The 14,391-nt window shown below is 66.2% G+C and carries 13 protein-coding genes and 1 riboswitch; of the genes, 10 read left to right on the top strand and 3 right to left on the bottom strand.

Translation table 11 applies throughout. From position 1 onward, the window contains the following. The first annotated feature begins 73 nt into the window (after positions 1-73). The 3 genes from KI794_RS05325 (at position 74) to sucD (ending at position 3,718) form a co-directional block, all read left to right on the top strand. Positions 74-1,201, top strand: a complete 1,128-nt coding sequence (locus tag KI794_RS05325) for an ROK family transcriptional regulator (RefSeq protein WP_119281471.1) — start codon at positions 74-76, stop codon at positions 1,199-1,201. A 413-nt stretch (positions 1,202-1,614) separates the two neighbouring features. After that, entirely contained in the window at positions 1,615-2,781 is a 1,167-nt protein-coding gene (sucC, locus tag KI794_RS05330; protein WP_255809385.1) for an ADP-forming succinate--CoA ligase subunit beta, read from the top strand. Positions 2,782-2,815: 34 nt separating this feature from the next. Continuing rightward, entirely contained in the window at positions 2,816-3,718 is a 903-nt protein-coding gene (gene sucD, locus KI794_RS05335) for a succinate--CoA ligase subunit alpha (protein WP_119281469.1), read from the top strand. A gap of 417 nt (positions 3,719-4,135) precedes the next feature. Here sucD and KI794_RS05340 read toward each other — a convergent pair whose 3' ends face one another. From KI794_RS05340 to KI794_RS05350, 3 genes are read right to left on the bottom strand one after another with little or no spacing between them, the layout of a single operon-like run. Beyond that, positions 4,136-4,972: a MetQ/NlpA family ABC transporter substrate-binding protein gene (locus KI794_RS05340; protein ID WP_255809386.1), complete on the bottom strand. Its 837-nt coding sequence runs from the start codon at positions 4,970-4,972 to the stop codon at positions 4,136-4,138. A gap of 40 nt (positions 4,973-5,012) precedes the next feature. Then, positions 5,013-5,696, bottom strand: a complete 684-nt coding sequence (locus tag KI794_RS05345; RefSeq protein ID WP_119281467.1) for a methionine ABC transporter permease — start codon at positions 5,694-5,696, stop codon at positions 5,013-5,015. Then, positions 5,693-6,454, bottom strand: coding sequence for a methionine ABC transporter ATP-binding protein (locus KI794_RS05350; RefSeq protein WP_255809387.1), 762 nt, complete (start codon positions 6,452-6,454; stop codon positions 5,693-5,695). The genes KI794_RS05345 and KI794_RS05350 overlap by 4 nt, the downstream gene beginning before the upstream one ends. Positions 6,455-6,611: 157 nt before the next feature. Between KI794_RS05350 and KI794_RS05355 the strand changes: the two genes are divergently transcribed. The 7 genes from KI794_RS05355 to KI794_RS05385 all read left to right on the top strand — a co-directional run bounded on the left by KI794_RS05355 (position 6,612) and on the right by KI794_RS05385 (position 14,384). Continuing rightward, positions 6,612-7,067 (top strand): OsmC family protein, encoded by a 456-nt coding sequence (locus KI794_RS05355; RefSeq protein WP_255809388.1) that lies wholly within the window; start codon positions 6,612-6,614, stop codon positions 7,065-7,067. A 104-nt stretch (positions 7,068-7,171) separates the two neighbouring features. Further along, complete coding sequence (locus KI794_RS05360) at positions 7,172-8,227, top strand: hypothetical protein (RefSeq protein ID WP_119281464.1); 1,056 nt, start codon at positions 7,172-7,174, stop codon at positions 8,225-8,227. A gap of 33 nt (positions 8,228-8,260) precedes the next feature. Then, positions 8,261-10,147, top strand: coding sequence for a cell division protein PerM (locus tag KI794_RS05365; RefSeq protein ID WP_255809389.1), 1,887 nt, complete (start codon positions 8,261-8,263; stop codon positions 10,145-10,147). Between the two features lie 6 nt (positions 10,148-10,153). Beyond that, positions 10,154-10,263, top strand: a riboswitch (TPP riboswitch). Beyond that, on the top strand, positions 10,261-11,364 hold the full coding sequence (locus tag KI794_RS05370; RefSeq protein ID WP_255809390.1) for a thiamine ABC transporter substrate-binding protein: 1,104 nt from the start codon (positions 10,261-10,263) through the stop codon (positions 11,362-11,364). It overlaps the preceding riboswitch by 3 nt. A 31-nt stretch (positions 11,365-11,395) precedes the next feature. Then, entirely contained in the window at positions 11,396-13,072 is a 1,677-nt protein-coding gene (locus KI794_RS05375; protein ID WP_255809391.1) for an ABC transporter permease, read from the top strand. Continuing rightward, positions 13,069-13,743: an ABC transporter ATP-binding protein gene (locus tag KI794_RS05380; protein ID WP_370647862.1), complete on the top strand. Its 675-nt coding sequence runs from the start codon at positions 13,069-13,071 to the stop codon at positions 13,741-13,743. The genes KI794_RS05375 and KI794_RS05380 overlap by 4 nt, the downstream gene beginning before the upstream one ends. Then, on the top strand, positions 13,740-14,384 hold the full coding sequence (locus KI794_RS05385; RefSeq protein WP_255809392.1) for a hypothetical protein: 645 nt from the start codon (positions 13,740-13,742) through the stop codon (positions 14,382-14,384). Before KI794_RS05380 ends, KI794_RS05385 begins: the two co-directional genes overlap by 4 nt. Positions 14,385-14,391 lie beyond the last annotated feature (7 nt).

Below are 14,391 nucleotides of genomic sequence, written 5' to 3' on the forward strand. Positions count from 1 at the left end.
GGGTGTTGGCTAGGATAATGGCCACTGTGCGGTGCCAACGCTGGCCCGCGAACTCAGCGCTTGGAGGTGCACCGTGGCAAAAGCGAACTCATCGTCAATTTCGGCGAGAGTGGCGCTCAAGCTTCGCGACGGCGGCCCAGACTCCGTCAACGGCATTGCCGAGGCACTCGAGCTGTCACGAACCTCTGTCGAGAACGTGCTCGGAGTCTTGACGGCCTCGGCTGACATCACCCGCACCACGGTTGCAGGCAGCGGGGTTGGTCGGCCGTCGCGCCGATACGAGCTTGACGCGCCCGCCGGCTACGTTGCGGGCGTTGACGTGGGCAAGGCGAGCATACGTGTCGTCATCGCAGACCTTGCAGGAACAGTGATTGCAGACCACGCGGGTGGCGGCGTCGGAACGGTCGCCGACGGGGCGTCGAAACTTGACACCGTGACACTGCAGGTGAAGGCGGCCTTCCAGGAGGCTTCACTCCCGCTCGATAGGCTTCGCGCGGTCGGGCTCTCGCTCCCCGGCATCGTTGACGAGGCGGGGAGCGTGGTGACGTCAGTCGTCATTCCCGAATGGTCTGGGGTTGATGTTGGCAGTCGGCTGGCCGTCGCGCTGGGTGCCCCCGTTGTCGTCGACAATGGCGTTCGGCTGGCGGCAGTCGCCGAACATGAGCTCGGCGCCGCCCAGCTTGTCGACGACGTGCTGTACCTGTCGGTGGGAAACCGTATCGCGATGGGCCTCATACTTGACGGGAAGCCCAGGCGGGGGCGGCACAACGCCGCGGGCGATATTGGCCGCCTGGCGGTTCGGGGCGTTGACCCCGAAACCGGTGAGATCCGCTGGGCCCACGGAACCGGTGCAGCAGAGCTGTTCCAGCGGGTCCGAGACGACGAGCCAGCCGCTATTCAGGAGCTCGCCGCATTCACTGAGGAGCTTGCGCATTCGCTCGCAACGCTGATTATGGCAGTGGACCCGGGCAAGGTCGTTGTCGGGGGAGGGCTCTCGCGTGCCCACGACGAGTTCCTCGTGCCGTTGGGGCGGGCGGTGTCGCGCCGCATTCGGTTGGCAGCGGAAGTGCCGATCGTTGGGGCCCGACTGGGGGACGAGGCAGCTGCACACGGGGCGCTCGTGCACGCTTTTGCCCACGCCTCCGAGCGAATCTATGGAATTGCGGGAATGACGGTGCCGAGAATCACGCCAATCGCGTAAGACGAGCCGAACCGCTCGACGGCTGGCAGGCTGGCCTGCCGTACGGGTGGGCTGACCTGCTGCACGGGTGGGCTGACTGGGCGGGAGCCAAAACGGGCCGCTGCGGTTGCGCGATCCTGCGGATTTGATCCCCACTATGCGCTGCCGAAGCCGTGTCGCGTAAAGAGTGCGATTTCCTACGGTATGGAGGCGCTGATTCGCCTGGATCGCTTGAACCGTGGGTGCCTAAATGCTGGTTCAGTCGAATCGTTGCCGCCGTTCGCGGCCGCGATCGCCGGGTGGCGTCTACAGCTGAGCGCCACGGCTGAATCTACCGAGACACCGGTGTTAGACTGGCAAACGGTCGACATTTCTCTCGACATCGAGACATTTTTGCCTCGGGTAACCAAACATCCCAAGCAGAAGGACAGTACGTGGATCTGTACGAGTACCAGGCACGCGATCTTTTCGAACGATACGGGGTGCCGGTGCTCCCCGGCATCGTCGCTGACACCCCCGAGGAGGTGCGTGCAGCAGCCGAGAAGCTTGGTGGCGTCGTCGTCGTCAAGGCTCAGGTAAAGGTCGGCGGTCGCGGCAAGGCTGGCGGCGTGAAGGTCGCAAAGAACCCCGACGAGGCGTTTGAGGCCGCGCAGGCAATCCTCGGCCTCGACATCAAGGGCCACACAGTCAACCGCGTCATGGTTGCCGCTGGCGCTGACATCAAGGAGGAGTTCTACTTCTCAGTCCTGCTCGACCGGGCAAACAGGTCGTACCTCTCGCTGTGCAGCGTTGAGGGTGGCATGGAGATCGAGGTCCTCGCAGTCGAGAAGCCCGAGGCTCTCGCGCGTATCGAGATCGATCCGATCGCCGGCATTGACGCGGCAAAGGCCGAGGAGATCGCACGTGCGGCGAAGTTCCCTGAGGAGCTCGTCGGCAAGGTCGTGCCCGTCTTCCAGAAGCTCTACGAGGTTTACGTCGGTGAAGACGCAACCCTCGTCGAGGTCAACCCGCTCGTGCTCACAGGCGAGGGCGACATCGTCGCACTCGACGGCAAGGTCTCGCTCGACGAGAACGCTGACTTCCGCCAGCCGGGCCACGTTGAGCTCGAGGACAAGGCAGCCGAGGATCCGCTCGAGGCGAAGGCCAAGGCTCAGGATCTCAACTACGTGAAGCTCGACGGCGAGGTTGGTGTCATCGGCAACGGTGCAGGCCTCGTGATGTCGACGCTTGACGTCGTTGCCTACGCTGGCGAGAACCACGGCAACGTGAAGCCCGCGAACTTCCTCGACATCGGCGGCGGTGCATCGGCTGAGGTTATGGCTGCTGGCCTTGACGTCATCCTCGGCGACCCGCAGGTGAAGTCGGTCTTCGTGAACGTCTTCGGCGGAATCACCGCGTGTGACGCAGTCGCAAACGGCATCGTCGGCGCGCTCGAGAAGCTCGGTGACGCAGCGAACAAGCCCCTTGTTGTTCGCCTCGACGGCAACAACGTTGAGGAGGGGCGCCGCATCCTCAACGAGGCGAACCACCCGCTCGTGACCCAGGCCGCCACGATGGACGAGGGCGCCGACAAGGCCACCGAGCTCGCCAACGCACGCTGAACCGCCCCCTGGAACTAGAAGGAATTACAGAACTATGTCGATCTTCCTGAACAAGGATTCAAAGGTCATCGTCCAGGGCATCACCGGCGGCGAAGGCACAAAGCACACTGCGCGCATGCTCGCTGCCGGCACCCAGGTCGTCGGTGGCGTGAACGCCCGCAAGGCAGGCACGACAGTGTCGCATGTTGACGCTGACGGCAACGCAGTCGAGCTTCCCGTCTTCGCGACGGTTGCTGAGGCGATGGCTGAGACCGGAGCCGACGTTTCGGTCGCATTCGTGCCGCCCGCCTTCACAAAGGATGCGGCGATCGAGGCAATCGATGCAAGCATCGGCCTGCTCGTGATCATCACCGAGGGCGTGCCCGTGAAGGACTCGGCTGAGCTCTGGGCTCACGCCAAGGCCACCGGTGGCAAGACTCGCATCATCGGCCCGAACTGCCCCGGCATCATCACCCCGGGCGAGGCGCTTGCAGGCATCACGCCTGCGACGATCACCGGCAAGGGCCCGATCGGTCTCGTGTCGAAGTCGGGTACCCTCACCTACCAGATGATGTACGAGCTCCGTGATCTCGGTTTCTCGACCGCAATCGGTATCGGTGGCGACCCCGTCATCGGAACAACGCACATCGATGCGCTCGAGGCGTTCGAGAACGACCCCGAGACCAAGGCAATCGTGATGATCGGTGAGATCGGTGGCGACGCTGAGGAGCGCGCAGCCGAGTACATCAAGGCGAACGTCACGAAGCCTGTAGTCGGCTACGTTGCGGGCTTCACCGCTCCCGAGGGCAAGACGATGGGCCACGCTGGCGCCATTGTGTCGGGCTCGGCGGGCACCGCTCAGGCGAAGAAGGAGGCCCTCGAGGCCGCAGGCGTGAAGGTCGGTAAGACTCCGACCGAGACCGCCGAGCTGCTGCGCGCTGCTTTCGCACAGCTGTAACGCGCAGCGATTGACCGCGAACGCTGCTGGCGCTACCGCGTCAGTGGCAGGCGAACCAGCGCCGATGCCACTGCGTCGGGCTTTCGCACAGCTGTAACGCGCAGCGATTACGCACAGGACCCCGCAGGCATTTGCCTGCGGGGTCCTGTGCGTCCTGGGGATTCCGGTTGAGTAGCCCCACCAGCGCTGGCCCCCGGGCCGGGGTGCCGGCCCTGCTCGTGCCGATCTGCCCCGCAAATGCACACGATCCTCGCAAAACCGCCCCTTAATTCAAGTATTTAACGTGTGGTTTTGCGAGGATCGTGTGCACCGGCGAGGCGAGCCGAGAGGCAAGGCCTTGGCGGCGCGGGTTCGGGGCGACCTCCAGCGGCGGCGAGGCATGCCCGGCGCCAGCCCGGCACTCCGGCCGCGTCAGCGCTAGAAGGCTGCAGGCACGTCGAACTCTTCGAGCACGGCGCGCACTTCGTCGCTGTGGAACGCCCGTGCGAGGGCCTTCACCTCTGGCGAGTTCTGATTGTCTGCGCGGCTCACGAGCGACACCGCGAACTGCGGGTCTTGCTCAACAGCAATCGCATCTTCTCCCGGCACGAGCCCAAGCTGGCGTGCGAACGTGCCGTGCAGGAAGACGCCGTCGGCCTCTGGATACGCCGCGTTCAACTGCATGAGATCTACCTCAGTGAACTGGAGGTTCTGAGGGTTCTCGACGACGTCCTTCACCGTGACCTCCCACTTATCGACCTTTGGGTCGAGCTTGATGAGCCCCGCGCTCGCGTACATCTGTAGCGCGCGCGACTGGTTCGAGAGATCCTGTGGAACGACGATGTGGCCGCCCTCAGGGATGTCCTCCATGCTCTCGTGCTTGCTCGAGTACGTGCCGACAACGGTGAGATACACGGGTTCGATCGCGACGAGCGACGCGTTGTTTGCGGCGTTGAAGTCTTCCATGAACGGCGGGTGCTGTACGAAGTTCGCGTCGAGCTCGCCTGCGGCGAGCATCGTGTTCGGCTGCACGTAGTCCGCGACCTCGACGAGTTCGATTGAGTACGGCTCCTCGATTGCCTCGGCAGCGGCACGCACGACTTCGGGCATTGGAGTTGTCGTCGCGGCAACCTTGAGCACGTGTGTGCCGGAGGTGTCATCGGCAGTGCTGTCTGCGCCTGGGGTTGCCGCGCAACCGGCAAGCGCCAGCATCGCCGTTGCGAGGGCGGCGGCCGTGATGAGCCTCGGGTGCTTGGAGGGTGTCGAGCGAATCATTGTGTGTCTCCTTTCGGGCCGTGGCTATGCCATCGGCCGGTTAACGCTTGTCGAGTGCGCGCGAGATCCTGAGGCCGGTGGCCTGCAGCAGAACGACGCAGGCGACGATGAGCAGAATCGTGGTGTACATAAGGGTGAAGTCGTATCGCTGGTAGCCGTAACGCATCGCGAAGTCCCCGATACCGCCGCCACCGACCACGCCGAGCACTGTCGAGTACGACACGAAGCTCACAGTCGCCGAGGTGAGCGCATACACGAGGCCTGAGCGGCCGTCGACGAGGAGAAACCGGAAGACTGTTTGTGGCACTGTCGCGCCCATCGAAGCCGCGGCCTGCCAGAGGCCACTCGGTAGCTCGAGGAGGATCTGCTCCGTGAGGCGCGCATAGATCGCGACTGCGACGAAGGCGAGCGGGAATGTCGCGGCGACGGTTCCGAAGCTTGTGCCAAACACGAGGCGCGTGAGCGGGATCATGAACACAACGAACAGGAGAAAGGGGAACGACCGAAACACGGTGACGTACAGGTCGGCGATGAGCCAGACGGCCCGGTTCTCGAGGATTCCGCCTGCGCGGGTGAGCGTGATGACGACGCCGAGTGGCAGCCCGATGAGTACGGCGACAACGATGGACGTGAGCACCATGTAGCCCGTCTCAGCCATCGCTGTGGCGATCTCGGCTCCGTGCTCGGCGAACACTCGCTGGAACTCCGTGAGGATCGCATTCATCGGCGGAGCTCCGCTCTCACGTGCTCGACGTAGCTGAGTTCCCGTGAGTCAGCGTGTGACTCGACCCGGATGATGTCTCGCAGTTCGCCCGCTTCGAATATCGCTGCCGAATCGCAGCTGCGCTTCACGGCGTCGAGCTCGTGTGTCACCAGCACGATACTTGTTCCGAACTCAGACCGGGTGGCGCCCAACAGGGTGAGGATCTCTCCTGTCGTGTGAGTGTCGAGCGCAGAGGTCGGTTCGTCACAGAGCAGCATTGTTGGGTTCGTCGCGAGGGCACGCGCGATTGCGACGCGCTGTTTCTCGCCGCCGGAGAGCTGGGCTGGGTAGTGGTCAAGGCGTGGCCCGAGCCCGACGAACTCGGCGAGCTCAGCGACGCGACGCGCGGCGTCGGTGCCTCTGGCTCGCTGTAGCTTGAGGGGAAGCGCGATGTTGTCGCGCACCGTGAGGTTGCCGACGAGGTTGAACGATTGGAAGACGACGCCGATCCGATGGCGCACGGCGTTGAGCTCTCGCTGGGTGAGCGTCGCGAGGTCAATGCCGTCGAACAGGACGCGGCCGCTCGTGGGGTGGTCGAGTCCGTTCATCATGCGAAGCAGTGTCGACTTGCCTGCACCACTCTCGCCCACGACACCGAATACGGCGCCTCGTGGCACAGCAAGGGAAACGTCTGTCAGGGCGTTCACTTCCTGTGCGCCTGTGCCAAAGCTCCGGGTGACATGAATGAACTCCACGGCGGGAGCTGTTGGAGCGGTCATCGTGCGTGCATCTCGGTGAGTCGGACTTTCGGGGAGGGATGGAGGCGGTGTGTGGTTGTCGGGGCCGGCCTGGACAACCCTGCAAGCATGACACATTTATTGGACTGCGTCTAACTTGTGGGTAATGTGGATGAGACCACTGTCGAAAGGAGTCCAGGTGAACGACCGAGAAACCACGGAAACACCCGGCCATGGCCCGGCCCTGTACACGGCTGTCGCGCGAAACTCGACGGGTGTTAACGGCGAGAGCACAGCAGAAGGTGGACTGACTGTCGCTGTCGCGTCTCCTCCGACTGGCGCTGGCTCTGCCCCCGCGGGAACGACGAACCCCGAGGAACTCCTCGCGCTGTCGTGGGCGACGTGCCTGAACGCGGCGGCGCGCGTCGTTGCGGGAGCTGGCGTCGAGGTTTCGGCGCGTGTCGAGATCTCGCTGCACGCGCGCGGGGCGGGCGACGGGTATGAGTTCTCCGGGCGCGCGGAGCTCTTCTTTGCCGGGATCGAGGAACCGCAAGCTGAGGCACTGGCGGCAGCCGCCCACGCACGATGCCCGGTCTCGCGAATGCTTGCGGGAACCTCGCGCGTGGAGGTCGCCGCAGTGGGCGCCCCGCGCTGACACGCTCGATGACCGCAGCGACACTCCGCCCAGGGGCGGGCGCCGGACCCGTCACGATTCGCAACACGGAACAGTGTGGGGGATCTGTCGGGGATACTTGAAGCATGAGCGACAGTCAGGTCCAGGGAGCCCACCTCGTGGGAAGCATCAACTTTGACGACGCGGAGCAGACGATGCGCGTCGCCGCCGAAGAACTCGGGGGCCTCCTCCGCAGGATTCCCGACGGCGAGGTTGGGGAGCGCTTTCACTGGATCCTCTTCCAGGCAGATAGGCTCGGCGCAGCCGAGGGCATTGAGCGGGTCGGTGACACGCCGATCCCGATGCGCATGCTCGACATTCGCCCCGTGAAGCTCGCGCAGGGCGTGCAGGCGGCGGATGTCACATTGCCGCCGCTCGGATACGCGGCAGCGGCCGTCGAATCCTGGCGCACCTTTAGCGGGCTGAAAGCCGCCGGGGTCATCCCCGCGAAGACTCGCTTCCAGGTTTCCCTGCCCACACCGCTCGGCGTCGTCGCAAGCCTCGTGCTCGCTGCGGACCGCGAGGCATTCGAGCCCGTCTACGAGCGCGCGCTCGCTGCCGAGCTTGCCGAGATTGTCGCCACAATTCCGGGCGATGAACTCGCGATTCAGTGGGACGCGGCGCTCGAATTTGCAATTCTTGAGGGGCTCACCGCGCACACCGGTGACCGCTACGAGTGGTTCGGCGACGTCTGGGATGCGACCAGCGAGCGGCTTGCCCGGCAGATCGACAGGGTGCCGCTCGACGTCGAGGTCGGCGTCCACCTCTGCTATGGAGACGTCGCTGAGAAGCACTTCGTCGAACCGCGCGATGCCGCACACCTCACCCGGTTTGCAAACGCGGTCGCCGCCGCGGCCGAGCGAGACCTCACCTGGCTCCACCTCCCGGTTCCGATCGAACGAGACGACACCGAGTTCTTCGGTCCGCTCGCCGAGCTGAACGTGCCCGCGACGACTGAGCTATACCTTGGTCTCGTGCACCGCGAGGACGGAGTTGAGGGCGCCACTCGACGTATCGCGGCAGCCACCCAGGTGCTGTCGCGCGATTTCGGCGTCGCGACCGAGTGCGGGTTCGGGCGAGCGCCCGAAGGCACGACGGTGCCGCTGTTCGAGACACACCGGGCGGTCGCTGCAGCCTGGTAGCCGTGTGCGTGTCGCCGGGTAGACTTTCGGACGATGAGAGCAATACTGACCGGGGTTGTCGCAACGATTGAGGCCGTCGCGGTCGCGCTGGCGTCGCTGCTCGCGGTCGCTGCCTACGCGTTCCTCGTGTGGTGGCTCGGCTTCGGCCTTGCCGCCGAACCGAGCGCGGTGTTCGGCGGAGCTGGCGCAGCGTGGCTGCTCGCTCACTTCGTGCCACTCACCGCCGAGATCTCGGCCGAAGCCATGCAGGTGCTCGGGTTCGCCCCTGAGGCGCTGACGTTCTCGGTGTCACTCGCGCCGCTCGGGCTCACTCTCGCAACGGTTGTCTTCGCAGCGCGTGCGGGCTGGCGGTTCGGTGCTCGTGGCGGCGCTGGCGGAGTTGGCGTGCTCGGCGGCGCACTCGGGTTTGGCGCTGTCGCAGCGGTCGTCGCCTCCGCGGTTGCTCCGGGAGGCGAGGTGGCGGTCGGTCTGGGCTGGGCGGCCGCCGCTGGGTGCGCAGCAATCGTCTACGGCACACCGTCTGGGGTTGCCTACCTCACCCGGGCAGCGCGCGACGAACACCCCTGGTGGATCGCGGCGGTCAGCGGGATCGAAGCTGGGCTCGGGCGACTTCGGATCCCGCGGCCTGCTGTCGTTCCCCGTGTGGCGGGGCAGGCCTTGAGGCTCGCCTCAGCGCTTGTCGCGGCATACATCGGGATCGCCGCGCTCGGATTCACGTTTTCGCTGCTCGGCCGTTTCGCGCTGGTGATCGGCGCGTCAGAGGCGCTGCAGCTTGACCTGGCCGGCACGATCCTGATGTTTCTCCTGCAGCTCGCGCTGCTGCCCGTGTTCGTGATCTGGAGCGGTGCGTGGCTGACAGGCTCCGGCTTCGCCGTCGGTATCGGCAGCTCGGCTTCGCCCTTCGGGCAACTGCTCGGCCCGATGCCAGGCATTCCGGTGCTCGCTGCGATCCCTGACGGGTGGGGGAGCGTCGCGGTGCTCGCTCCGCTTCTCCTCGTGCTCCTCGGGCTTGCAGTTGGGATCGGGCTCGGCGACGTGGCGCGCCGCCAGTCCATGGCACGCTTGGGCGCTCAGATCGCAGGGGCCGTGATCGTCGCAGGGCTCACCATCGCATTGCTCAACTGGACGGCGACCGGCGCTCTCGGGCCGGGGCGGCTCGCAGACGTTGGACCCGACGTCTGGCGGGCCGCGGGCCTTGCCGCCGCGGAGCTCGGGGTTGGCTGCCTACTTGGTGCGCTCGCGGCGCGCGCCGATATCGCCCGGCGGGTCGTCGCAGGGCCAGGCGAGGTCGCCGCGCGTCTCGGACTTGGGGACGACGGGGCCGCTGCCGACCCTGATCGAGGGATTGCACTCGGCGGAGAGCCCGACCCAGCGACAGTGCGCCAGGCTCCTGCCAGGACGGCGTCAGAAGAAGATCCCGTCGAGGACGAGCAACGGCTCGCGCCAGTGTCGCCACTCGTCCCGCACGCGCGAGCCTCGGCGGGGAGCCGCGTCGACGATCAACTCACCGAGCCGCTTGAGTTCGATGTCGATGTCGATGGTGACACCGACATCCTGCCCGACCTCAAGGGTACGCCAGGCATGCCGGGCGACAGCGCCTGGGCGCCGGCTAGCGACCGGGCATGGGGGCATACGCGCGACGCCGATCCAGCGGGAGTGGATTCAGCGGACGCGGATCCGGGTAGCGTGGACGTCCCCCAACCAGACGCCGAGCTCTTCGATCAGCACGCGGCGACGGGACCTGTCGAAGCCGTTACCGCACATCCCGCAAAGGAGGCGACCGCGAGCGAAGCCGTCGACGCTCAAATCGACGAGGAAGCCCTCGTCGAGGCTTACTCTTGGGACAACGTCGATCTCGACGCAGACCGCGGTGGCGACGAGAAGCGGGCCGGCTGGCGCTGGCCCGGCCGTAAGGGCTAGGCTGAGGGAGCAATCCACGGGAGTCCCGGCGCGCGGGGCTGAGAGGGAGCACGCGTGCTCCGACCGTTCAACCTGATCTGGTTCATGCCAGCGGAGGAAGGACTCTTCTCGTTATGCGTACACGTGCACGCTCTTACACATCGGCTGCGCTTATCGCGCTCCCACTCGCCGCCATGCTCGCCCTCACTGGCTGCGCTGGGGGCCAGGATTCGAGCGCTGAAGACGGCGACTCGGCGAAGGTCACGCTCGTCGTCCATGACAGCTTCGTCGACGGCGACGAGTTCTCACAGCTCGCGAGCGCGGCGACAGGCTACGACGTCGAAGTTCTCACTGCTGGCGACGGCGGCCAACTCGCGAACAAGCTTGTGCTCACAAAGGGGGCGCCGATTGCTGACGCGTTTTTTGGCGTCGACAATACGCTCGCCTCCCGCCTGATCGAGAACGACGTAGCGCTGCCGGTTCCGGCAAGTCTCTTGAAGGGCGACGGCCTCCTGCTCGCCACCGAGCTCGATGCCGAAAGTGCGGAATCGGGCAGCGTGCCGCTCGTGCCGGTCGACCGCGGGGCGACATGCGTAAACATCGACACCGCGTGGTTCGCGGAGAAGGGTATCGCAGAGCCGGAGACGCTCGACGACCTCGCGGATCCCGCCTACAAGGACCTCACCGTGCTGCTCGATCCCACGGCATCAAGCACGGGCGCTTCGTTCATGATCGCGACGATTGCAGCGTTCGGCGAGGACGGCTTCGTTGACTACTGGAAGCGCCTCGAAGCGAACGGCGCCCGCACCGTGCAGGGCTGGACCGAGGCCTACAACACGGAGTTTACCGGCGTGAGCGAGACAGGCACCAGGCCGATCGTCGTCTCCTACTCGACGTCGCCAGCGTTCACTGTGAACGACGTCGAGAGCGCATCGAATACGCGGGCGCTGCTCGACACCTGCTCGCAGCAAGTCGAATACGCTGGCGTGCTCAAGGGCAGCGAGAACCCAGACGGAGCGCGCGCCGTCGTTGAGTACCTGCTCTCTGAGGAGTTCCAGTCAGGCATCGCCGACAACATGTACATGTACCCTGTCGACGAAGACGTGGAGCTGCCCGCAAGCTGGGCGAAGTTCGCGCCGCTGCCAGAGTCGGGCCAGACACACGACCTGCCAGCAGCCGAGATCCAGGCGGGCCTCGACGGTTGGCTGCGGACGCTCGGCGACGCCGTCGGGCTCTAACAGAGCACGATACAGGTCAGAGGAAGTCGCGGTGCGTGCACGCTCACGTCGCCCGCTCGGGCCCCTCGCTTGGGGGTTCGCAGCGGCGATTCCTGTGCTCTTCGTCGGGGTCTTCTTCCTCTGGCCTGTCATCGCGCTCGTCGCGACGGGTCTCACGAGCGGCGGGCAGCTCGACCTCGGCGGCATCCCGGAGGTGCTCGGGCTCGAACGCAGCTGGCGGGTGCTGCAGAACACGCTCGTGCAGGCGAGCCTCGCGACTGTCGTCGCGATCCTGCTCGGCGTCCCCGCGGCCTACGTGCTCTACCGCCTTGAGTTCCGCGGGCGCGCGGTGCTCAGGGCGCTACTCACAGTGCCGTTTGTGCTGCCTGCCGTCGTCGTCGGCGTCGCGTTCACCGCACTGTTCGGGCCCGGGGGAGCCCTGTACTGGCTTGGCCTCGACAGGTCGCTCGTGGTCGTCGTGCTCGCGCTCGCATTCTTCAACGTCACCGTCGTGGCGCGCACAGTCGGGGGCTACTGGGCGCAGCTGGACTCCCGCCAGGGGCAGGCAGCGCGCACGCTCGGGGCAGGCCCGGTGAGGGTGTTCTGTACGGTCACGCTGCCCGCGCTCGGCCCGGCGCTCGCATCTGCCGGGGCGCTCGTGTTCCTGTTCTGCGCGACCTCGTTTGGCGTCGTGCTGATTCTTGGCGGGCGCGAGTTCGCGAACATCGAGACCGAGGTATACAGGCTCACGGTGCAGTTTCTCGATCTGCGCTCAGCGGCCGTGCTGTCGCTTGTGCAGTTCGCGATTGTAGCGCTCGCGCTCATCGTCTCGGCGCTGCTGCGGAGCCGAAACGAACGCGCCCAGGAGGTTCGCGTCGAGGTGCGTGCACCGCGCAGAACGGACGCACCAGTTCTGGCGGTGTTCGGCGTCACAGTGCTGCTGCTGCACGTGCTGCCGATCGGCGCGCTCGTGTGGCGGTCGCTCCAGGGGCCGCGGGGTGTCGGGATCTCGTTCGCGAACTATCGAGCACTCTTCGACCCGCCTGAGCGCTCGCCATTGCACGGGTCAGTCGTCGACGCGGCGCTGCTCTCGTTCGGGATCGCGTGCGTCGCGACCCTCATCGCGGTGACGCTCGGGATGCTTGTCTCGCTGATCGTGTCGCGACGGCCTCGCTCAGCGGCGCTGCGCCGGGGCATCGCCGTCTACGACGCAGCGATCATGCTTCCCCTCGGGATCTCTGCGGTGACACTTGGGTTCGGGCTGCTGCTCACGATGCACAAGCCGCTCGGAATTGGATTCGACCTGCGCACCTCAGTCGTGCTTATCCCGATCGCGCAGGCGCTCGTCGCGTTGCCGCTTGTGGTGCGCACGCTCACGCCCGTACTCAGGTCGATTGATCCACGTACCCGAGAGGCCGCAATGATGCTCGGGGCCTCACCGTTGCGCGTCTTGCGCACGATTGATTTCGCGCTGCTCGGTCGGTCGGCTGGCCTCGCGCTCGGATTCGCGTTCGCCGTGTCGCTCGGGGAGTTCGGGGCGACAGCATTTCTCGTGCGCCCCGACGCGCAGACGCTGCCAGTCGCGATCGCGGCACTCGTCGGCAGCCCAGACCCCGCGAGCTACGGAATGGCGCTCGCCGCTTCAGTGGTGCTTGGGGCGATTGCAGCGGGCATTATGGTCGTAGCTGAACGCTGGCGGGTAGACAGCGGAGTAGGGGGAAGCTGGTGACAGCACAGGCACGCACTGGGGTCGTGAGCGGGCTGAACGTCGCAGACGTCAGCGTCGCATACCGCCGTGACGAGGTCGTCGTGCGCGACGCGACCTTCGGCGTTCCACGCGGCGACGTCGTCGCCCTGCTCGGCCCCTCTGGCTGCGGGAAGTCGACGCTGTTGCGGGCTATCGCCGGGCTCGAGCCGCTGACGTCAGGCGTCGTCAGTTGGGCGGGAGAGGATCTCGTCGGTGTCCCCCCGCACCGCCGCGAGTTCGGGCTTGTGTTTCAAGACGGCCAGCTCTTCACTCACCGCTCGGTCGGGGAGAACATCGCGTACGGCCTGCGGGTGAAGCGTTGGCCGCGTGCGGATCGCGACGCACGAGTCGCTGAGCTTCTCGAACTCGTTGGGCTCGGGGGCTTCACGAACCGCCCAGTCACCGAGCTCTCCGGCGGTCAGCGCCAGCGCGTCGCCCTCGCACGCGCGCTCGCGCCGAGCCCGCGACTGCTGCTGCTCGACGAGCCGCTCTCCGCGCTCGACCGCGAGCTGCGCGACAGGCTCGCCGTCGATCTCGCCGATCTGCTGCGCAAGACGGCGACCACAGCGATTCTCGTCACCCACGACGAGAGCGAGGCCGAGACCATTGCCGACAGGGTTCTGCGGATGAGCGACGGGCGGGTCGCGGGGTGAGCGGTCAACTCACCGTTCCCGCGATTGGCGCGGGCGCGGAACCTTTTGCCTGCGGCGGGCCGGATGCGCTCGCTGCGCGGCTTGAGGGCCGGCTGGGCGCTGGCCGGCTCCCTGCGACGGGTCAGAATGGCGACCCATCTGGCTGGCCACGGGTGCTGTTCATCGACGGCAGATCAGGATCGGGTAAGACCTCACTCGCCGAGTCCCTCGCCAGCGCACGCGAGGCAAACGGATGGGAGCGCCCGCACATCGTCGGCATGGACGAGCTCTACCCTGGATGGGATGGGCTTGCCGCGGGCAGCGCCGCGGTCCCGGCGCTCCTGCTGTCGGGCGCTTACCGCCGCTATGACTGGTACGCGAAGAGCTTCACACCCGAAGTCGAGTTCGACAGGTCTGCGCCTCTCATCGTCGAAGGGTGCGGCTCTATCAGCGCGCGGGCCCTCGCTGCCGCCCGTTCACTTGGCTCTGCGTACGCGGTGTGGGTGGAGTGCCCGGCAACGCTGCGACGGGAACGTGCGCTTGCCCGCGACGGTGAGACCTTTATTCCGCATTGGGAGCGCTGGGCTGAGCAAGAAGTGCGGCACTTCGCGATCACACAGCCCGTGGCCCGGGCACACGAAGTGCTCCACGTGGCAGGTTGAGCGTCCC

It is taken from the genome of Leucobacter aridicollis, assembly GCF_024399335.1.
In the GTDB taxonomy this organism is placed as follows: Bacteria; Actinomycetota; Actinomycetes; order Actinomycetales; family Microbacteriaceae; genus Leucobacter; species Leucobacter aridicollis_A.